General features: G+C 51.9%; 25 protein-coding genes and 1 other RNA gene. 13 read left to right on the top strand and 13 right to left on the bottom strand.

Annotated elements, in window-relative coordinates:
• The 7 genes from L3068_RS17305 to L3068_RS17275 are packed head-to-tail and all read left to right on the top strand — an operon-like array spanning window position 1 to window position 4,703.
• Window positions 1-417 (top strand): type II toxin-antitoxin system YafO family toxin, encoded by a 417-nt coding sequence (locus tag L3068_RS17305; protein WP_236904734.1) that lies wholly within the window; start codon window positions 1-3, stop codon window positions 415-417.
• A gap of 42 nt (window positions 418-459) precedes the next feature.
• Window positions 460-1,113, top strand: a complete 654-nt coding sequence (locus tag L3068_RS17300; RefSeq protein ID WP_236904733.1) for a Gp138 family membrane-puncturing spike protein — start codon at window positions 460-462, stop codon at window positions 1,111-1,113.
• Window positions 1,114-1,115: 2 nt separating this feature from the next.
• On the top strand, window positions 1,116-1,469 hold the full coding sequence (locus tag L3068_RS17295) for a contractile injection system sheath initiator (RefSeq protein ID WP_105884480.1): 354 nt from the start codon (window positions 1,116-1,118) through the stop codon (window positions 1,467-1,469).
• Window positions 1,470-2,669, top strand: coding sequence for a baseplate J/gp47 family protein (locus tag L3068_RS17290; RefSeq protein ID WP_236904732.1), 1,200 nt, complete (start codon window positions 1,470-1,472; stop codon window positions 2,667-2,669). It begins immediately after the preceding gene.
• On the top strand, window positions 2,666-3,346 hold the full coding sequence (locus L3068_RS17285; protein WP_236904731.1) for a baseplate wedge 1 family protein: 681 nt from the start codon (window positions 2,666-2,668) through the stop codon (window positions 3,344-3,346). Before L3068_RS17290 ends, L3068_RS17285 begins: the two co-directional genes overlap by 4 nt.
• Window positions 3,346-4,104, top strand: coding sequence for a tail fiber protein (locus L3068_RS17280; RefSeq protein ID WP_236904730.1), 759 nt, complete (start codon window positions 3,346-3,348; stop codon window positions 4,102-4,104). The genes L3068_RS17285 and L3068_RS17280 overlap by 1 nt, the downstream gene beginning before the upstream one ends.
• Complete coding sequence (locus tag L3068_RS17275; RefSeq protein ID WP_236904729.1) at window positions 4,104-4,703, top strand: tail fiber assembly protein; 600 nt, start codon at window positions 4,104-4,106, stop codon at window positions 4,701-4,703. The genes L3068_RS17280 and L3068_RS17275 overlap by 1 nt, the downstream gene beginning before the upstream one ends.
• Here L3068_RS17275 and L3068_RS17270 read toward each other — a convergent pair.
• Complete coding sequence (locus L3068_RS17270; RefSeq protein ID WP_236904728.1) at window positions 4,684-5,118, bottom strand: tail fiber assembly protein; 435 nt, start codon at window positions 5,116-5,118, stop codon at window positions 4,684-4,686. The two genes, L3068_RS17275 and L3068_RS17270, sit on opposite strands and share 20 nt — an antisense overlap.
• 2 nt (window positions 5,119-5,120) lie before the next feature.
• Window positions 5,121-5,435, bottom strand: coding sequence for a gp53-like domain-containing protein (locus L3068_RS17265; RefSeq protein WP_218335284.1), 315 nt, complete (start codon window positions 5,433-5,435; stop codon window positions 5,121-5,123).
• A gap of 125 nt (window positions 5,436-5,560) precedes the next feature.
• Here L3068_RS17265 and L3068_RS17260 point away from each other — a divergent pair, with 125 nt between their 5' ends.
• Window positions 5,561-6,115: a recombinase family protein gene (locus tag L3068_RS17260; protein WP_105884843.1), complete on the top strand. Its 555-nt coding sequence runs from the start codon at window positions 5,561-5,563 to the stop codon at window positions 6,113-6,115.
• Window positions 6,116-6,222: 107 nt separating this feature from the next.
• Here L3068_RS17260 and L3068_RS17255 read toward each other — a convergent pair whose 3' ends face one another.
• Window positions 6,223-6,408: a helix-turn-helix transcriptional regulator gene (locus tag L3068_RS17255; RefSeq protein ID WP_072170923.1), complete on the bottom strand. Its 186-nt coding sequence runs from the start codon at window positions 6,406-6,408 to the stop codon at window positions 6,223-6,225.
• A 53-nt stretch (window positions 6,409-6,461) separates the two neighbouring features.
• Between L3068_RS17255 and L3068_RS17250 the strand changes: the two genes are divergently transcribed.
• The gene (locus tag L3068_RS17250) at window positions 6,462-6,761 is read left to right on the top strand and encodes an excisionase family DNA-binding protein (protein WP_236904727.1); all 300 of its coding nucleotides are present in this window, start codon (window positions 6,462-6,464) and stop codon (window positions 6,759-6,761) included.
• Window positions 6,762-6,783: 22 nt separating this feature from the next.
• Here the strand turns inward: L3068_RS17250 and L3068_RS17245 are convergent, their stop codons facing one another.
• From L3068_RS17245 to smpB, 5 genes are all read right to left on the bottom strand, one after another.
• Window positions 6,784-7,227, bottom strand: coding sequence for a biopolymer transporter ExbB (locus L3068_RS17245; RefSeq protein ID WP_236904726.1), 444 nt, complete (start codon window positions 7,225-7,227; stop codon window positions 6,784-6,786).
• Between the two features lie 27 nt (window positions 7,228-7,254).
• On the bottom strand, window positions 7,255-8,088 hold the full coding sequence (locus L3068_RS17240; protein ID WP_127348542.1) for a RexA family antiphage protein: 834 nt from the start codon (window positions 8,086-8,088) through the stop codon (window positions 7,255-7,257).
• 122 nt (window positions 8,089-8,210) lie between these two features.
• The gene (locus L3068_RS17235; RefSeq protein ID WP_236904725.1) at window positions 8,211-8,450 is read right to left on the bottom strand and encodes a DinI family protein; all 240 of its coding nucleotides are present in this window, start codon (window positions 8,448-8,450) and stop codon (window positions 8,211-8,213) included.
• Between the two features lie 269 nt (window positions 8,451-8,719).
• Window positions 8,720-9,083: a transfer-messenger RNA gene (gene ssrA, locus L3068_RS17230) on the bottom strand.
• 89 nt (window positions 9,084-9,172) lie between these two features.
• On the bottom strand, window positions 9,173-9,655 hold the full coding sequence (gene smpB / locus L3068_RS17225; RefSeq protein ID WP_117582356.1) for an SsrA-binding protein SmpB: 483 nt from the start codon (window positions 9,653-9,655) through the stop codon (window positions 9,173-9,175).
• Between the two features lie 156 nt (window positions 9,656-9,811).
• Between smpB and L3068_RS17220 the strand changes: the two genes are divergently transcribed.
• Both L3068_RS17220 and L3068_RS17215 read left to right on the top strand, forming a co-directional pair.
• Window positions 9,812-10,249, top strand: coding sequence for a type II toxin-antitoxin system RatA family toxin (locus L3068_RS17220; protein ID WP_014832955.1), 438 nt, complete (start codon window positions 9,812-9,814; stop codon window positions 10,247-10,249).
• Window positions 10,239-10,526 (top strand): RnfH family protein, encoded by a 288-nt coding sequence (locus L3068_RS17215; protein WP_023331115.1) that lies wholly within the window; start codon window positions 10,239-10,241, stop codon window positions 10,524-10,526. Before L3068_RS17220 ends, L3068_RS17215 begins: the two co-directional genes overlap by 11 nt.
• Before the next feature lie 104 nt (window positions 10,527-10,630).
• Here L3068_RS17215 and bamE read toward each other — a convergent pair whose 3' ends face one another.
• From bamE to nadK, 3 genes are all read right to left on the bottom strand, one after another.
• Window positions 10,631-10,969 carry an outer membrane protein assembly factor BamE gene (bamE, locus tag L3068_RS17210; RefSeq protein ID WP_014884883.1) on the bottom strand — a complete coding sequence of 113 codons (339 nt, stop codon included), beginning with the start codon at window positions 10,967-10,969 and terminating at the stop codon, window positions 10,631-10,633.
• Window positions 10,970-11,107: 138 nt separating this feature from the next.
• Complete coding sequence (gene recN, locus L3068_RS17205; protein WP_236904724.1) at window positions 11,108-12,769, bottom strand: DNA repair protein RecN; 1,662 nt, start codon at window positions 12,767-12,769, stop codon at window positions 11,108-11,110.
• 85 nt (window positions 12,770-12,854) lie between these two features.
• Window positions 12,855-13,733, bottom strand: a complete 879-nt coding sequence (gene nadK, locus L3068_RS17200) for an NAD(+) kinase (RefSeq protein ID WP_008502500.1) — start codon at window positions 13,731-13,733, stop codon at window positions 12,855-12,857.
• Window positions 13,734-13,855: 122 nt separating this feature from the next.
• On the opposite strand from nadK, the gene grpE reads away from it, so the two are divergent.
• Window positions 13,856-14,449 (top strand): nucleotide exchange factor GrpE, encoded by a 594-nt coding sequence (gene grpE / locus L3068_RS17195; protein WP_014884881.1) that lies wholly within the window; start codon window positions 13,856-13,858, stop codon window positions 14,447-14,449.
• 51 nt (window positions 14,450-14,500) lie between these two features.
• Here grpE and L3068_RS17190 read toward each other — a convergent pair whose 3' ends face one another.
• Both L3068_RS17190 and L3068_RS17185 read right to left on the bottom strand, forming a co-directional pair.
• Complete coding sequence (locus tag L3068_RS17190) at window positions 14,501-15,787, bottom strand: HlyC/CorC family transporter (RefSeq protein WP_032629440.1); 1,287 nt, start codon at window positions 15,785-15,787, stop codon at window positions 14,501-14,503.
• Window positions 15,788-15,805: 18 nt separating this feature from the next.
• Complete coding sequence (locus tag L3068_RS17185; protein ID WP_014884879.1) at window positions 15,806-16,597, bottom strand: cytochrome C assembly family protein; 792 nt, start codon at window positions 16,595-16,597, stop codon at window positions 15,806-15,808.
• A gap of 166 nt (window positions 16,598-16,763) precedes the next feature.
• On the opposite strand from L3068_RS17185, the gene ffh reads away from it, so the two are divergent.
• Entirely contained in the window at window positions 16,764-18,125 is a 1,362-nt protein-coding gene (gene ffh, locus L3068_RS17180; protein WP_014884878.1) for a signal recognition particle protein, read from the top strand.
• The last annotated feature ends 28 nt before the right edge of the window (window positions 18,126-18,153 follow it).

The raw sequence follows: 18,153 nt of genomic DNA, 5'->3' as shown, positions 1-18,153 counted from the left end.
ATGGCAAAAGTCAGTATCACGGGAGAATTGCATCATTTAGCTGCAGCACATAAGTATGCTCAAATGCTTGCAGATTATATTTCAAAGGGTTCCCAGTTCTGGTGTTTTGGTTCGTTAGGCGGTTTTGAACGTAACTATGATGCGATGGCTGCCAACATCAGGAAAATTCACTTAAAGCTATCTGGCGACAAACCTTGGCCTCCAGAAGCATCTCTAAGTGAACGGACATGTAATAACTTTTTGGTATTTGCTCAGCATCTTTATGACGATGAACACTATCAGATATTGGCAATCATCAGCCCAAACGCTCATCAACAAGCTGATTCGATGCTTCCCAGACTGATAAAATTAGCTGAGGAAACCTTCATAGAACTTCCCCCTGATGAACTCGAAAAATTGAAAACCTACGATTCATAAACCCGCCACCCGGCGGGTTTTTTGCTTTCTGGAGCCTACAAAATGGCAGTATCTGACCAGACCCGCAGCGGCGATCTTGCCGAAACATTTAAATCTGAGCGGGAGACAACAAAGAACCAAATCCGCGTCGCTTTGCCTGGCATCGTTCAGTCATTCGATCCCGGCGCGGTGACGGCGGTTGTGCAGCCTGCGATCCGTTCGGTTGAAACGGATAACGACGGGAACCGCGTTACCAAAAATTACCCGCTGCTGGTGGATGTGCCGGTGATATTTCCTCGTGGCGGCGGCTGCACGCTAACGTTCCCGGTGAAAGCTGGCGATGAATGCCTGGTAATTTTCGCTGACCGCTGTATCGATTTCTGGTGGCAGAACGGCGGGGTGCAGGAGCCTGTCGACGACCGGGTGCATGATTTATCGGATGCGTTCTGTATCGTCGGGCCGCAGTCGCAGGCGCAGAAAATCAGCGGCATCAGCACCAGCGCGGTTGAGTTACGTAGCGACGATGGCGGAACCAAACTGAGCCTTAATCCTTCAAGTGGGGCGATAGCCGGTACCGCACCGGGAGGTTTCAACCTCAACGGCCTGAAAATTCTGCCTGACGGCCGCCTGCAGCTGGTGGATGGATCAATCGTTGATAAGCATACGCATGGCGGCGTTGAAAGCGGCGGCAGCAATACAAAACCTCTGGGAGGGTAATTATGCGATACCGACGTGAGGACAACGACGGCGATTACACTTTTGGCAGCGGCGATGATACCTGGTTGATTAACTCACCGGAGGCCGTCGCGCAGGCTGTGAAAACGCGATTCGAATTGTGGTATGGGCAGTGGTTTCTCGACACCACAGAGGGGACACCGTGGATTCAGTCCGTACTCGGTAAGCAGAAGCCGGAAACCTACAACCTGGCGATCCGTAAGCGCATCCTCGAAACGCGGGGCGTTAAATCCATTCTCTCTTTCAATACGACAGTGAACACGACGACGCGCCGCGTCCAGTTCTTCGCTGAGATCGACACTATCTACGGAACAACGACAGTAACCAGCGAGGCATAAATGGCCCTCAATTTGGACACACTCGGCTTATCGGCAACGGTAACCGCTGAGGGGATCAGTGCGCCTGATTACCAGACGATACTCGATACCCTGACAAGCTATTTCCAGCAGATTTATGGCAGTGACGCTTATCTGGAGCCGGACAGCAAAGACGGCCAGATGGTAGCGCTGGTGGCGCTGGCTATTCACGATGCCAATAACACGGCCATTACTGTTTACAACTGCTTCTCACCTGCTACGGGTTACGGCGCAGCGCTGACCAGTAACGTGAAAATTAACGGTATCGCGCGCAAAGGGGCGACGAACTCAACCGTGGATCTGCTGCTCACCGGCACCGCAGGGACAACTATCACGAACGGTACCGTTAAAGACACTAATAACGTGATCTGGCGTCTTCCTGCCTCGGTGGTGATTGGCGTTGACGGTACGGTGACGGCCACTGCCACCTGCTCAAACAGCGGCGCGGTCGCAGCGCTGGCGGGGACAATTACTACCATCAACACGCCGACCCGAGGCTGGACATCGGTAACCAACCCGGCGGCGGCCACCGTAGGCGCGCCGGCAGAAACCGACGCAGAGCTGCGCATCAGGCAGTGGCAGAGCGTCGCGCTACCCTCTATCACGCCGTTTGAGGGCGTTGACGGTGCGATTGCTAACGTTGCTGGCGTGACACGTCACAAGCTCTACGAGAATGATACTGGCGCGACCGATAGTAACGGGCTGCCGCCACACTCTATCTCAGCCATCGTGGACGGCGGGGACGTGACCGACATTGCCCAGACTATCCGGGGTAATAAAGGGCAGGGAACGGCGACCTACGGGACGACCTCTGTCACGGTACCGGACACTTACGGCAATCCACACGTGATCAGTTTTTCGCGTTCGACTGATGTTCCGATTTACGGGCATATCACACTGAAAGCCTTTATGGGCTACACGTCGCAAATTGGCGTACAGATTCAGCAGGCCGTAGCGGATTACATCAACGGGCTGACGATCGGTGATTCAGTTCTGCTGAGCCGCATTTACTCCCCGGCGAACCTCGGCGTGGTGAGTGGTGGCAGTGCACGCTATTACGACATTCAGGAGCTGCTGATTGGCAAATCTGCCGGAACGGTAGCGGCGGCGAATATCAATATCGCCTACAACGAATCAGCGTCCTGTAAGCCGGAAAATATTGTTCTAACGGTGACGTCATGAGCAAGTACACAGATTTAATCACCAACTACCACGCCACCAGACCGAAATACTTTGATCACATTGACCTGAGCACCCGGCCGCTGATTGACATCACATCAGCCACCCGGGGGCTGGTTAGCGCGTTTGACATTGATACGGCGGTAGGCGTCCAGCTTGATACCCTCGGGCTCTGGATCGGACGTAGCCGTATAGTCAGCCAGCCTATTACGGGAGTTTATTTCAGCTGGGACACCGACGGGCTCGGATATGACCAGGGCGTCTGGCAAGGGCCGTATGATCCGGACTCAGGCTATACGTCGCTGAGCGATGACACCTACCGCATCATTCTGAAAGCAAAAATCGCTATCAACAACTGGGACGGCCGCAACGACTCTCTGCCGCCCATCCTTGACGCTGCGACTGCAGGCTCTGGCCTGAAGATGCAGATCGTCGACAACCAGGACATGACGATTTCGGTCTGGGTTTTCCCCGAGACTGATATTTCTGATGTGTCACTCGAACTGATCGCCGCTATCAAACAGGGCTATCTCACCGTTAAAGCTGCTGGCGTATGGGCCGGTGATGTTGAAACGCCTTCGGTAGAAACACCATCCGAGGGTTCAAAATTCTTTGGATTTGATATGGATAACGAATACATCGGCGGGCTCGATGTAGGAGCATGGGGGACTTTACTCTAATGGCAACAAATAATTTTAAAGCGTTCGCGCTTGATCCTAACGCTAACGTCATGTCCCAGGCTGACTGGGAAGCGCTTCCGGCGTTGCTGTCCGGGTTTACTGCTGGTAAAGCATCCAGCGCACAGGTAAACAAAGCAATTCGCCAGTCAACTACGATTGCCGCGCTGGTGGGGCAGTTTATTGCGAACTCTGGTGTGGACGCTCTGGATAATGCCGACGTTAACGGGCTGGTGACAAAATTCACGAATGCGCTTATCACAAACCTCGGTTTAGGGGAAGGCTCTGTTTTGCCAGTTGGCGTTCCAATTCCGTGGCCGTCAGCAACACCACCAACAGGGTGGCTCAAATGCAATGGGGCTGCGTTTACCGCCTCCCAGTACCCTAAGCTGGCTCAGACCTATCCTGCGCTCAGATTGCCTGATTTAAGAGGCGAATTTATTCGTGGCTGGGATGATGGGCGCGGGGCGGATACGGGGCGAAGTTTGCTTTCAGGTCAGAATGCAATGTCTTTCGATCACAGACACTGGCTTCCAACAACAAATGGTACCGGTGGAGATGGCGCGATGACAGCGGTCTTTATTGATGGAAATTCTGCAATGGCTTATTACCCAGATGGAACCAACGAATATAACCCCAATCCCTCTACAGGAACATTAATGCAAACATATACGGCCAAAGCTGCGTATGGTTCAGGAATGTTTGGTAGTGAAACGAGGCCGCGAAACGTTGCATTTAACTATATTGTGAGGGCTGCATAATGGCGCAGGCAAAATTAAACAAAGAACTTATCGCCACAGAGGCAGGCGATATTACCGTATTTAACTACGATGACGAGACGCGAGAATACCTTTCATCATCTGTTGAATATCTGGCCGTAGGTGTAGGTATTCCAGCTAGCTCATGCACTGACGCACCCGGCGAGAGCAAAGAGGGCTTTGCTATTTGCCGGACAGCCGATTTTACCGCCTGGGAATACGTCGCCGATCACCGTGGTGAAACGGTGTACAGCACTGAAACAGCCGAGCCGGTGATCGTTTCTTTGCCTGGAGACTATCCAGAAGGCACTACCACGCTGGAACCTGCTACGCCTTACGATACGTGGAACGGTAGCGAGTGGGTGACGGATACGGAAGCGCAGCACGCGGCGGACGTGAAAGCGGCTGAACAACAGAAAGCTGCACTCCTGCTTGAGGCCCAGACAACGATCAGTCTCTGGCAGACAGAACTACAGTTAGGCATTATCAGCGATGAAGATAAAGCCAGCCTGATCGCCTGGATGAAATATATCAAAGCACTGCAAGCCGTCGATATATCAACGGCTCCGGGCATTACCTGGCCTACACCTCCGGCGGAGTAGGCCACTCGATATCTGGTGCGCTGGTGGTATCGACCGCTTCCAGTGCATCCAGATAATCAAGCCAGGCGTTATATTGTTCTTTCTCTGCATCCTTCAGGCGGCCCATTGCTGCTTTACCGGGCCACTGCTTACTGTTCATAAACTCGTTAGCCTGAACGATCCTCTCTATTTTTTCTGCATCCGCAGCCGCTACAAGTTCCTCATGAGAGGGCTCTGGCTTGTCTGCCCATACGGGATATCCATCATCACCGGCTACGCGAAGTTTACCTTCCGGTGGCTCACCAGCAAATTCATAAAAAACAGAATCATCAACATCAATTCCATCCTTCGGCCAGCTTTCAGTCAGAATATAACTTTCTTGCAAGGAGTAAGGGTAAAAAGCATTTTCCGAGGGGCTATAAATAAAATTAGTCATAATTAATATCCTATCGCCAGAAAGCGCGAGCCAGCATTACTTCGCGTTGAGCTATTTCTCAAATAAACACTTTTTTTCGCATCAGAGACATTTTGTGCGTCAATAGCAATTGAAATCGGAACCGTTGAATCAGAAGAGCTTGACGCAACACCAGTCGCATAACACATAGCTGTCGGGAAAGGTATCGGATAAACAACTTCGAGTGAAGTACCAGCAGGAATAGCACCTATAGAACCAATTTGAACAATCATGCCATTCGGAAATGTGAATACCCCTGTTACGTTCCCACCTGAAAAAGTTTTCGTGAAAAAAGACATGTCGGGGATCTGGTTAGTGCCGTTGCCAACGTTCCTTTTCGAGGCCGTTCCTAAACCGAGGTTTTAGAGAATGAAAAATCATCCCTTGTCTGGCATTGTTCTGGCTTTTGTCGGGAGAGAAACACGTGCTTATTGGCTACGTGAGGGTGTCAACAAATGACCAGAACACCGCATTGCAAAGAAATGCACTCGATAGCGCAGGATGTAAGCTAATTTTTGAAGATAAGATGAGCGGGAAGACTTCCGAGAGGCCGGGACTAAAGAAGGTACTCAGGACGCTATCCGAAGGTGATACGCTCGTAGTCTGGAAACTGGATCGACTTGGACGCAGCATGCGGCATCTCGTCGTTCTGGTGGAGGAACTGAGGGAGAGGGGGATAAATTTCCGCAGCCTGACCGACAGTATAGACACGTCTACCCCGATGGGGAGATTCTTCTTTCATGTCATGGGCGCGCTAGCCGAAATGGAAAGGGAGCTGATCATTGAGCGTACCCGAGCTGGATTGGCAGCTGCGCGAGCAGAAGGACGGATCGGTGGCCGGAGACCAAAATTAACCGATGAGCAGTGGGCGCAGGCAGGAAGGTTAATTGCAGCAGGGGAATCGCGCCAGCGTGTGGCAATAATTTACGATGTCGGAGTATCGACACTGTATCGCAAATTCCCGGTAGGCAGTGGTTAGACACGATGCAGGCCGCCGGTGATTGTTGAGACTGGCAGCCTGCAAAATTTTACAGCCCAACCTGACGGACTGTCGGAAACTCAGACACAAGCCACATATCGGCCTTTTCAAATATCGCTATTTTCCTGCCTCGTTGCACGAATTTTTTCAGCTATCCATTCTTCCACTTCCGTTGATACCCATCTTACTGACCTACCTATCTTAATGGGTTTTGGGAATTTGCCCGCGTTCATCCAACTGTAAATGGATCCCTTTTTGAACCCAACAGCTTTACAAACTTCTTTCAGATCCATCAAGTATATGTTCAAGTTATGCTCTCCTCAGTGAATGATAAATGGACGTCTTCTTGGAAAAGCTAACATTGACACGAAAGGAAGCTGCTGAACTACTTGGTATATCTACGGCTACCGTAACTCAGTGGGTGCTTGAAGGCAGGCTCAAAGCCTACCGGGTCAGCGATAGGCCCAAGTCACCGTATCTGTTTACGAAAGAAGATTGCAAGGCCGCCTTGTTAGCAGTGGAAGTCGAGCCAACCAAGCTAAGGAACAAAGAGCGAGAGGTTGAAGCTGAGGTGGCGTTTACTCGACGACAGAAAGAAGTGAATAAAAAATTGCGTCGGATGCTTAACATGCCTGAAAAAGAATGAAAAAACCGGCACTGTGGCCGGTTTACTTTTTCTTGGAGAAGTTGAACAGTTGTACTAAAAGCAAACTAATGTGCATCAATGAAGTAGCAGCGAAACCAATTGACAGAGTCGGGAGAAAATTAATCGGTTGTTTGCTGGTAGCCATGAGAAAAAGCCCCATAAAGAAAACAATCCCTAACTCAGCAAAGGTAAGAGCGTACATGATGATGACAGTTGTCATGTATCCATAAGACTTTACCTTATGCATGTTTCTGCCACCGATACCTATTACAAACGTTAACGCAGCGATAAGAATTGCGATCGTTGTGCCTGCGTATGAAGCTATCGCCGCTCCAAGCGCGTCTCTATGTTCAGAGAACGAAACGCCAGGAAACAAGTATCTAAATGCAAAATAAGCTGCAATAACAGGAAAATATGGCAATGCAAAAAGAATTACACCTGGCATGACTTTGTGGTTCTGTGACATTGCCTCCTCCTTGTAATCCAATGATAGTTAAAGCTCACTATCAAATGCATCGTTATAGCTTTTCATTATAACAGACTTCATTCTTATAAAGCATGTTTCCATCTCTTCAGCGATATCTTCGTTTGTCGATTTATACAGATTAGCTGCCAGATGTCCTTTATTAGACAAGTAATATTCCGTAAGTAGATCGGCTGCTTGCTCTTTGCCTTTGATGAGTATATCGCTATGGCTGTCATCGGCGTTTTTAATGAGTTCCTTCGCCATGTCTCGAATGTTTCTTGCTCTTTTCGGCTTTAGCGTGATCTCAATACCGTCTAAAAGTTCTTCTTCAATAGTTTCAATGCCTGTTGCTCTAAGCAAAGGGCTGAACAGCTTAGACCCGCTTTCCACCCTAAGTGTGGTTCGACCGATGAACTGCATTTCTAAAGCATCATCTTTACTAACATCACGCATCAGAGGTTCAATACAAAGTTTGAAGCCCATCGGAATGTCTAATTTATTGGAAAGATAAATCTGCAGATCTCTGGTTCTAGGGCCGTGTTGAGATGATGCATAACCAATGATGTTGTCTTTCACTAAAAGAAAGGAAGGGAAAGCAAGGGTTTCATCATTACCCAAAGCATTCTTCATTTCATCGATAGAAAATGTTTTCTTATTTACCCGTTTTACAAAGGCAGAATCATATGTCTTTGTTAACAAGAAGCTTTTATCAACAATGTGATGGGCGAAAACGAAATAATCGTCAACTTCAAGGGCGTTACCTTTCTTTTCGACTACCTGTGAAGAAAGGGATTCAAAAAGGTTACATGGTGAGTTATCTTTTCCATTGCTATAATAAATAGCATAAAAACTCATTTTCATATCATTTTCCGTTATATAGATGGATTAACCATCATATGAGCCCATTTCTAATGGCAAATATGGATAATGATAAACTCTAAAAGAAAACTGGATAACCTGGAGTTTTATCAGGGTTTTCAGGGCTAGTCTTCCACCAGCCACATATCGGACTCTTCAAACATTTCCTCCAGCATGCGGTTCAGCTTTTCCCGATCGCTTTTGCTGGCATCACTATTCAAGCCGTTCGCCTGCATCGGCTTGACCTTCACTTCGGCAGCGGGGAAAATCTGGTGCACTCTCTTCGTCAGTTCTGCCAGGATAATCTCTCTGGCCCCTTCGAGCCCCTCTACATTGCGTTTGTCATAAACCAGTTCAACGAACATAAAAGCCTCCGGAAACCACTGTGGTTGTATACAGTATTTTTACTGTAAAAATAAACAGTGTCAAGGCGAGCGGAGCGCGAAAGGGGGAGGTTTTTTGTTACCCTTAGTTACAAATAGAAAAACCCCAGATCGTGAGATCTGGGGTTCTTTTAAAGTGCACGTGCATTTCACGTGCATTTTTTTGTCTTTTCTCGGTCTGCGCACTGTCTGGTCAGTGTCCGTAAGTGGCTGTTTTTATTGCCGCTGTCCGGTTGCAGTCCTATCAAAAGTGGTGGAGCTGGCGGGAGTTGAACCCGCGTCCGAAATTTCTACATCCTCGGTACTACATGCTTAGTTTGTCTTTACATTCGCACGCCAGCTGCGGACAGACACGCCACTAACGAACTAGCCTGATTAGTTTTAACGCTTCAACCCCAGGCAGGGCTTCCACGCGATCTCTTTTGGGTTTGACCTCTCTTTGATCCCCGTCTTAAGAGCGGAAGCTAGGGAGAGAGGGCTCAGAGCAGGTTATTAAGCTGCTAAAGCGTAGTTTTCGTCGTTTGCGACTATTTTTTTGCGGCTTTTAACGAGGCAAACCGCCCCTCGGCATGCACCTTGGGTTTCGCAAATCCCGTCGAATCCAGAATCAGCCCCAATAGTGTTGAACTGAGTATACCAGATTTCACTTCCTGGATACCAGCCCGGAACGCTAACTTATTGAATAGTACAATAAGTGTGCAGAATCAACGTCCTGCGTTTTTCATGATGCGCGCTTTATCAAGCTGCCACTCGCGCTCTTTCAGGTCAGTACGTTTGTCGTGCTGCTTTTTACCCTTCGCGACGCCAACCTTCACCTTGCACCAGGCGTTTTTCCAGTACAGTGACAGGGCGACCACGGTGAAACCTTCGCGGTTGATGCGTCCGTAGAGAGATTCCAGCTCACGCTTGTTTAGCAGCAGCTTACGGGTGCGCGTTGGGTCACACACGTAATGTGACGAGGCGACGTTCAGCGGCGTAAAGTTCGCACCGAACAGGAAAGCTTCGCCATCTTTCAGGATCACGTAGCTGTCGCCGATATTGGCTTTCCCGGCGCGCAGCGATTTTACTTCCCAGCCCTGCAACGCAAGGCCAGCTTCGAATTCTTCTTCAATGAAATACTCGTGGCGCGCACGCTTGTTGAGCGCAATGGTCGCCGAGCCTGGTTTATGTGCTTTTTTCTTCGTCATAAGTGTCGTAAAGCCGTCGGTAATCTGATTTCAAAAAGTCACCTCATTGCGTCCTGTGAGGTCTAACGCGCTATCTTAGCACGAGATGAGGCTTAGCGTTTTTTTAACAGGTGATAAATGTTATTATTTGTCCGTTGTGTGACCATGGAAAATGCTATGCCTCAGATTAGCCGTACTGCGCTTGTGCCTTACAGCGCGGAACAGATGTATCAGTTAGTGAACGATGTTCAGTCTTATCCAGAATTTATTCCGGGGTGTACCGGAAGCCGCGTTCTGGAGTCTGGCCCGACGCAGATGACCGCGGCGGTGGATGTCTCCAAAGCGGGGATCAGCAAGACGTTCACCACCCGCAATACGCTGACCAGCAATCAGAGTATTTTGATGCATCTGGTCGATGGTCCGTTTAAAACGCTGATGGGGGGCTGGAAGTTTACCCCACTGAGCGCGGACGCCTGCCGTATTGAGTTCCATCTGGACTTTGAGTTTACCAATAAGCTGATTGAGCTGGCGTTTGGCCGCATCTTTAAAGAGCTGGCCTCGAATATGGTTCAGGCGTTCACGACCCGCGCCAAAGAGGTTTACAGTGTCGCATAAGATCGCTGTGGAAGTGGTGTACGCGCTGCCAGAGAAACAGTATTTGCAGCGCGTGATGCTGGACGAGGGCGCGACCGTAGAAGCGGCTATCCGCGCGTCCGGCATCCTCGAGCTTCGCAGTGATATCGACCTGGCGAAAAATAAGGTCGGTATTTACAGCCGTCCGGTGAAGCTGGGTGACGTGCTGAAAGAGGGCGATCGGGTGGAGATTTATCGTCCGCTGATTGCCGACCCGAAAGAGCTGCGTCGCCAGCGTGCCGAGAAGGCGAGTAAGTAGTGCTTACAACCCCTCACCCTAACCCTCTCCCCAGAGGGGCGAGGGGATCAACAGAAAACAAAAAAGGTGCTCATTGAGCACCTTTTTGCATTTCTGACGCCTGATTATTTGGTCAGGGCAGGTTTGTTGTCGATGTTTGTCAACACACCGGCGCTGCTGAAAGTCAGCGTCAGGGTCTGCTGGGTCACATCTTCGTGGCCTGGCTGCTGACGGAATACATAGAACCAGGTGTTAGTGCCGAACGGATCGGACATCATCGGGGTTCCCAGTGCATAAGCGACCTGCTGTTGTGTCATCCCCACACGGATTTTGGACACATCGTTAGGGGTAAGGTAGTTCCCCTGGTTGATGTCAGGACGGTAAACCACTTTCTCCAGAGTGGAACAGCCTGCGGTCAACATCAGAAGAACCGCTGCGGCAGCGGTCAGCATTTTACAACGCATAGTGATTTGATTCCTTTTCGGGCCCGAGCAGAACGCGGCTCATATGTAATATGCCGATGATAATAGACCTTGCCCCACTTTGAAACCGGTCTGGCGGCGTTTTTGTTGTTCTCTATGACCCTGAGATCCCGAAAAAGTTTATGCCGCCAGCAGTTCTTTCGCGTTCGCGAGCGTATTACGCGTGACTTCACTACCGCCGAGCAGGCGTGCCAGCTCCTGCAGACGTGCACGTTTATCGAGCGGCATCATGTGCGTTTCCGTCATTTCGCCATCGGTTTCTTTGCTGACAATAAAGTGATGATGACCACAGCCCGCAACCTGCGGCAGGTGAGTGACGCACATCACCTGCGTTGATTCGCCTAACTGACGCAGCAGTTTGCCGACAACCGCCGCCGTTGGACCGCTGATCCCGACATCCACCTCATCGAAAATCAGCGCCGGGGTTTCCATTTTACGCGCGGTAATAACCTGAATCGCCAGCGCAATACGCGACAGCTCGCCGCCGGAGGCGACTTTGGAGATAGCCTGTAGCGGTTGGCCCGGGTTGGTGGTGACACGGAACTCAATACGATCCGCACCTTCCGCCGTCAGGTGATGCTCTTCAAAGCGAACATCAATGGTGAATACACCGTGCGGCATTGCCAGCGTATGCATGCTGTCGGTGATGTGCTGGCTGAGTTCCTGAGCGTAATGCTGACGGATTTCATGCAGCTTTTGCGCTGTGGCCAGCGCCTGTTCATGATGCAGGTTCACCGCCAGAGAAAGGGTTTCCTGCGAGTCAGCCTGATCGTCAAGCTGCTGCTGCTCTTCCAGCAGAGCCTGATAGTAGCCCGGGAGCTCTTCCGGCGTAACATGGTGCTTACGCGCCAGGGCAATCTGACGTGAGATGCGCTGTTCCAGTTCAAACAGACGGTTCGGGTCGAGATCCAGACGCTCACAGTAGTGGCGCAGTTCGTCACTGGCTTCTGAGATTTGAATCGCGGCCTCTTCCAGCATATCCAGTACGCCAGAGAGTTTGCTGTCCATGCCTGCCAGCTCGGTGATCAGCTGACGAACGCTATAGAGCTGGCTCTGCAGGTTCGCGTCTTCGCCATCAGCGAGCATATTGAGCGCATTCTGGCTGGTTGAGAGCAGGTGGCCACTGTTGGCGAGGCGCTTGTACTCCTCGTCGATTTGCTCAAACTCACCCGCCTGCGGATTGAATTCGTTCAGCTCCTTAAGCTGGTACGCCAGCAGCTCCGCACGCGCGGCGCGCTCCTGGCTTTGCTGCTGATGCTGAGCCAGCTCCCGGCAGCTCTGATGCCACAGACGGTAGTGTTCTGCCATGAGCTGAGTAAGCGCGTACTCACCCGCATAGCCATCAAGCAATGCTTTCTGCTGTTCTGGTTTGACTAACTGCTGATGCGCGTGCTGACCGTGGATCTGAATAAGCAGCTGGCCGAGTTCGCGAAGCTGAGAGAGGGGGACCGCCGTGCCGTTGATAAAACCACGGGAACGGCCGTCGCTGCTGATCACGCGGCGAAGTAAACACTCATGCCCATCTTCAAGCTGGTTCTGTTCGAGCCAGCGCTGGGCGGCAGGCGTGTCTTTCAGGGAGAAGCGGGCGCACAGGTCGGCGCGGTTTGCGCCCCTGCGCACCATGTCTCCCTCGGCGCGGCCGCCAAGGCACAAGCCGAGGGCATCAATGGCAATGGATTTACCCGCACCGGTTTCCCCGGTGATCGCCGTCATGCCGCTGTGGAAATCGATCTCAAGCTCACGAACTATGGCAAAGTTGCTGATGGTCAGTTGTGCCAGCATAATTGTTTTCCTGTATGAAAAACCATGACTGTGTTTTCATACAGTATAAACTGGTTTTTTATACAGTAAAGTCCTGGATGTAAAATCAGAACAATTTTTTTGACCAGCCGAGCTTCGAGCTTAATGTGTTGAAATAGCTGTAATCTTTCGGGTGAATCAGGTTCAGGTGGTAATCGCATCGGCGAATGAGGACATCTTCACCTTCCTGGATCGGCAGCGCAATCTGGCTGTCGCAGCTGATCTCCAGGTCGTTACGGCGGTGCGAGAAGCGCAGACGTATCGTGCTGTCACCGTTGATGACCAACGGGCGGGCGGAGAGCGTGTGCGGGAACATCGGCACCAGGGTAATGGCATCCAGCGAGGGCGTAAGAATGGGGCCACCCGCAGAAAGTGAGTAGGCGGTTGAGCCGGTTGGAGTGGAGATAATCAGCCCGTCAGAGCGCTGCGAGAAGGCAAAGATTTCGTCGATATAGACTTCGAACTCAATCATATGCGCCACTTTACCGGGGTGAAGTACGACCTCGTTAATCGCGGTGCTGATGCGCTTCTGGCAGTCCTGCTGGCACACCTGCGCTTCCAGTAAGAAGCGCTTTTCGCTGATATAGTGACCTTCCAGCACGTCAGCCAGTTGCTGTTGCGCGTTGTCCGGATCGAGATCGGTTAAAAAGCCGAGATTGCCTCGGTTGATGCCGATAACCTTGATGTCATAGCGCGCCAGCGTGCGTGCGGCACCGAGCATGTTTCCGTCACCGCCCACAACCACGGCGAGATCGGCCTGTTGACCAATCTCTGCCAGCGTGCCGGTTTTGACGCTCTTGAGCTGCAGCTCCTGCGCAATCTGCTGCTCGACCATCACTTCATAGCCTTTGCTACACAACCAGCGATACAACATTTCATGTGTCGTCAATGCGGTAGGGTGACGCGGATGCCCGACGATCCCAATACACCTGAAATGATTATTCATTTTCTGGAGGTCCTTGTGCCTGATGAATGATGACAATCTCTCTTGTTCCCTTGAATCCAGGAAACTGATCCCCATAATAAGCGAAGTTAGCGAGATGAATGCAGAAAAACGCGGAGAAATTCATGAGTAGTAAAGAACAGAAAACGCCTGAGGGGCAAGCCCCTGAAGAAATTATCACGGAACAGCACGATGAAGTTGAGGCAGTAGAGCCAGACGCATCTGCTGAGCAGGTGGACCCGCGCGATGAAAAAATTGCGAATCTGGAAGCCCAACTGGTAGAAGCACAGAATCGCGAACGCGAAAGTGTTCTGCGCATTAAGGCGGAAATGGAAAACCTGCGTCGTCGTACCGAGCAGGACGTTGAGAAGGCGCATAAATTCGCGCTGGAGAAATTCGTCAACGAACTGCTGCCGGTGATTGATAGCCTCGATCGCGCCCTGGAAGTGGCTGATAAAGCGAACCCGGACAATGCGGCGATGATCGAAGGTATCGAACTGACGCTGAAATCCATGCTCGACGTGGTGCGTAAGTTTGGCGTAGAAGTGATTGCCGATACCAACGTTCCGCTGGATCCAAACGTCCACCAGGCGATTGCGATGGTCGAATCTGAAGAGATTGAAGCCGGTAAAGTGCTGGGCGTGATGCAGAAAGGGTATACCCTGAACGGCCGTACCATTCGCGCTGCGATGGTGACCGTGGCGAAAGCGAAAGCGTAATTTGCTACCTGTAGTGCCGGGTGGCGGCGTTCGCCTTACCCGGCCTACATTTTATTCGGCAATACTTTCCCGAAGCGGCGTGACGGGCAGAACCTTCACCTGCTTAATCATATTGTCCTGCACGTCCAGGATATCAATATCGTACTGCTCAATGCGCACCCGCGTGCCTGCCGCCGGGATCTCCTCCAGCGCTTCCAGAATCATCCCGTTAATCGTACGCGCTTCATCTTCCGGCAAATGCCAGTTAAAGGCTTTATTGAGTTCGCGAATGTTCGCGCTCCCGTCAATCAGCACTGAACCGTCGTTTTGCGGGGTGACCTCTTCCGCGAGAGAAGGCGACATTGACGTAGTAAAGTCGCCGACTATCTCTTCCAGAATATCTTCGACCGTCACCAGTCCCTGAATGTCGCCGTATTCATTGACGACCAGGCCGACTTTTTTCTTGTTGCGCTGGAATTTAACCAGCTGCGTGCTGAGCGGCGTTCCTTCCGGCACATAGTAAATTTCGTCGGCGGCGCGCAGCATAACCTCTTTGGTGAACTCTTTTTTCTCGGTCATCAGACGATACGCTTCACGCACGCGCAGCATGCTGATGGCGTCATCCAGCGAGTCGCGATAGAGCACGATGCGCCCGTGCGGGGAGTGCGTCAGCTGGCGGACGATGGCTTTCCAGTCATCGTTGATGTCGATACCGACGATTTCGTTCCGCGGCACCATGATGTCGTTCACGCTCACTTTTTCCAGATCCAGCACCGACAGGAGCATGTCCTGATTGCGCCGGGAAATCTGCGTGCGGGATTCGTGCACGATGGTGCGCAGTTCCTCTTTGCTGAGCGCGCTGCTGATGGTGACATCGGCTTTGATGCCCACCATCCGCATCAGTACGCGCGTCACCATATTCAGCAACCAGACCAGCGGCATCATCAGGATTTGCAGCGGCGCCAGCAGGAAGCTGCTCGGGTAGGCGACTTTCTCCGGGTAAAGCGCGGCGATGGTCTTAGGCAGCACTTCAGCAAACACCAGTACCACAAACGTCAGCACGCCGGTGGCGATAGCGACCCCGGCGTTGCCGTACAGGCGCATACCGACGATGGTGCCCAGAGCAGAGGCAAGAATATTGACGAGGTTGTTACCGATGAGCACCAGGCTTATCAGTTGATCCGGCTTGCGGAGCAGTTTTTCAACGCGACGTGCGGCACGGTTACCCTGCTTGGCACGATGACGTAACCGGTAGCGGTTTAAGGTCATCATGCCGGTTTCCGAGCCGGAGAAATAGGCGGAGATGACCACCATGACGATCAGGATAACGATCAGCGTGGTGGTAGAGATGTGTTCCAGGGGGAACTCCTTTGTTTCTTAGCCAGCAAATTGCTGTATGAAGCGGCTGCCAAAATAGGCAAGGGTGAGAATGCCCGCCCCCGCGACGTTGAACCAGACCACGCGGCGACCGCGCCAGCCTTCATGATAATGGCCCCATAACAGGACAATATAGACAAACCACGCGATGATGGAGAGCACCGCTTTATCGATATTCTCCACGCTGAACAGGTTCTTCATGTAGAACAGGCCTGTGCAGAGCGTGAGCGTCAGCAGCACCACCCCGACCTGGGTGATGTGGAACATCTTACGCTCAATGACCATCAGCGGCGGCATTTCATGGTTAAACGCCAGCTTTTTGTTTTTCAACTGGTAGTCAATCCAGGCGAGCTGCATGGCGTAAAGCGCCGCGATGATTAACGTCGCGTAGGCAAACAGCGACAGGCCGATATGCACCAGCATCCCCGGCGTCGCTTCCAGATGCGTAATGAATTCATTGGGCATAAAGGTGGCTAAGGCCAGATTGATCAGCGCGAAGGTATAGACAATCGGTAGCAGCAGCCAGCCGCGATTTTTAGACGCCACGATGGTCATTACCGTACAGATCATCAAACTGACCAGCGAGCCGACGTTGAGGACGCTCAGGTTTTGCACGCTGCCGTCGCCGGGGATGATACGTGATTCCAGCGCAAACGCGTGGCTTATCAGTGCGATCACCGCGGAAAGAATAGCCATGCGCCGCCAGCCGCTGTTTTTTTGCAGCAGTCCGGGAACGATCAGCGCGAGGCTGACAGAGTAGGCAACAAGGGCGATCAGTGCGAAAACAGGCATATAGGCATCGACAGTTGTCTTAATAAGAAAGAGAAGCAGTATAACGTTACGTGACGCCTGCTCCAACCGTTGCATAACAACAAAGACGCCTTCATGTTATACTCCGGCAAAATTCTGTGTATGTGTCGCTCAATGCGGCCCAACGTTTCTACTCAGGCGAGAGACAATGTTTGATAATTTAACCGATCGTTTGTCGCGCACGCTGCGCAACATCAGCGGCCGCGGACGCCTTACTGAAGAGAACATCAAGGAAACGCTGCGCGAAGTGCGCATGGCGCTGCTGGAAGCAGACGTCGCGTTGCCGGTTGTTCGTGATTTTATCAACCGCGTTAAAGAGAAGGCGGTTGGTCATGAAGTTAACAAGAGCCTGACCCCGGGTCAGGAGTTCGTCAAAATCGTTCGTAACGAACTGGTTTCGGCGATGGGCGAAGAGAACCAGGTGCTTAACCTGGCGGCTCAGCCACCGGCCGTGGTGCTGATGGCGGGCCTGCAGGGGGCGGGTAAAACGACCAGCGTCGGTAAGTTGGGTAAATTCCTGCGTGAGAAGCACAAGAAGAAAGTGCTGGTGGTCTCTGCGGACGTCTATCGCCCGGCGGCGATCAAACAGCTGGAAACCCTGGCCGAGCAGGTTGGTGTGGATTTCTTCCCGTCAGACGTGGCCCAGAAGCCTGTCGACATCGTTAACGCCGCGCTGAAAGAGGCGAAGCTGAAATTCTACGACGTGCTGCTGGTGGATACCGCCGGTCGTCTGCACGTTGACGAAGCGATGATGGATGAGATCAAGCAGGTGCATGCCTCTATCAACCCGGTAGAGACCCTGTTTGTTGTCGACGCCATGACCGGTCAGGATGCGGCGAATACCGCGAAAGCGTTTAACGAAGCGCTGCCGTTAACCGGCGTGGTGCTGACCAAAGTGGACGGCGACGCCCGCGGCGGTGCGGCGCTCTCGATTCGCCACATCACCGGTAAGCCGATTAAATTCCTTGGCGTGGGCGAGAAAACCGAAGCGCTGGAGCCGTTCCACCCGGATCGTATTGCCTCCCGTATCCTCGGCATGGGCGACGTGCTGTCGCTGATTGAAGATATCGAGAGCAAGGTTGACCGTGCGCAGGCGGAAAAACTCGCCAGCAAGCTGAAAAAAGGCGACGGTTTCGATCTGACCGACTTCCTTGAGCAGTTGCGCCAGATGAAAAACATGGGCGGCATGGCCAGCCTGATGGGCAAACTGCCGGGCATGGGGCAGATCCCAGACAACGTGAAAGCGCAGATGGATGACAAAGTGCTGGTGCGTATGGAGGCGATCATCAACTCGATGACGTTGAAAGAACGCGCTAACCCGGACATCATCAAAGGTTCCCGTAAACGCCGTATCGCAGCCGGTTGCGGCATGCAGGTGCAGGACGTTAACCGCCTTCTGAAACAGTTCGACGACATGCAGCGCATGATGAAGAAAATGAAGAAAGGCGGCATGGCGAAGATGATGCGCGGGATGAAAGGCATGATGCCACCCGGCTTTCCTGGGCGATAATCGCTTTTGAGATTGCTTTTTGCCCGAA

This window comes from Enterobacter cloacae complex sp. ECL414, from assembly GCF_021869685.1.
In the GTDB taxonomy this organism is placed as follows: domain Bacteria; phylum Pseudomonadota; class Gammaproteobacteria; order Enterobacterales; family Enterobacteriaceae; genus Enterobacter; species Enterobacter kobei.
The sequence above is the reverse complement of the archived record's forward strand: the minus strand, read 5'-3'. Positions and strand labels throughout refer to the sequence as shown.

Bases quoted from the DNA above. Each gene is read 5' to 3' on its own strand.
- L3068_RS17185 (WP_014884879.1), bottom strand. From the start codon at position 16,597: ATGCCTGTTTTCGCACTGATCGCCCTTGTTGCCTACTCTGTCAGCCTC.
- L3068_RS17240 (WP_127348542.1), bottom strand. From the start codon at position 8,088: ATGAAAATGAGTTTTTATGCTATTTATTATAGCAATGGAAAAGATAAC.
- L3068_RS17295 (WP_105884480.1), top strand. From the start codon at position 1,116: ATGCGATACCGACGTGAGGACAACGACGGCGATTACACTTTTGGCAGC.
- nadK (WP_008502500.1), bottom strand. From the start codon at position 13,733: ATGAATAATCATTTCAGGTGTATTGGGATCGTCGGGCATCCGCGTCAC.
- recN (WP_236904724.1), bottom strand. From the start codon at position 12,769: ATGCTGGCACAACTGACCATCAGCAACTTTGCCATAGTTCGTGAGCTT.
- grpE (WP_014884881.1), top strand. From the start codon at position 13,856: ATGAGTAGTAAAGAACAGAAAACGCCTGAGGGGCAAGCCCCTGAAGAA.
- L3068_RS17245 (WP_236904726.1), bottom strand. From the start codon at position 7,227: ATGTCACAGAACCACAAAGTCATGCCAGGTGTAATTCTTTTTGCATTG.
- L3068_RS17300 (WP_236904733.1), top strand. From the start codon at position 460: ATGGCAGTATCTGACCAGACCCGCAGCGGCGATCTTGCCGAAACATTT.
- L3068_RS17280 (WP_236904730.1), top strand. From the start codon at position 3,346: ATGGCAACAAATAATTTTAAAGCGTTCGCGCTTGATCCTAACGCTAAC.
- L3068_RS17285 (WP_236904731.1), top strand. From the start codon at position 2,666: ATGAGCAAGTACACAGATTTAATCACCAACTACCACGCCACCAGACCG.
- L3068_RS17290 (WP_236904732.1), top strand. From the start codon at position 1,470: ATGGCCCTCAATTTGGACACACTCGGCTTATCGGCAACGGTAACCGCT.
- L3068_RS17305 (WP_236904734.1), top strand. From the start codon at position 1: ATGGCAAAAGTCAGTATCACGGGAGAATTGCATCATTTAGCTGCAGCA.
- L3068_RS17270 (WP_236904728.1), bottom strand. From the start codon at position 5,118: ATGACTAATTTTATTTATAGCCCCTCGGAAAATGCTTTTTACCCTTAC.
- L3068_RS17235 (WP_236904725.1), bottom strand. From the start codon at position 8,450: ATGTTCGTTGAACTGGTTTATGACAAACGCAATGTAGAGGGGCTCGAA.
- bamE (WP_014884883.1), bottom strand. From the start codon at position 10,969: ATGCGTTGTAAAATGCTGACCGCTGCCGCAGCGGTTCTTCTGATGTTG.
- L3068_RS17265 (WP_218335284.1), bottom strand. From the start codon at position 5,435: ATGTCTTTTTTCACGAAAACTTTTTCAGGTGGGAACGTAACAGGGGTA.
- ffh (WP_014884878.1), top strand. From the start codon at position 16,764: ATGTTTGATAATTTAACCGATCGTTTGTCGCGCACGCTGCGCAACATC.
- L3068_RS17255 (WP_072170923.1), bottom strand. From the start codon at position 6,408: ATGGATCTGAAAGAAGTTTGTAAAGCTGTTGGGTTCAAAAAGGGATCC.
- smpB (WP_117582356.1), bottom strand. From the start codon at position 9,655: ATGACGAAGAAAAAAGCACATAAACCAGGCTCGGCGACCATTGCGCTC.
- L3068_RS17220 (WP_014832955.1), top strand. From the start codon at position 9,812: ATGCCTCAGATTAGCCGTACTGCGCTTGTGCCTTACAGCGCGGAACAG.
- L3068_RS17275 (WP_236904729.1), top strand. From the start codon at position 4,104: ATGGCGCAGGCAAAATTAAACAAAGAACTTATCGCCACAGAGGCAGGC.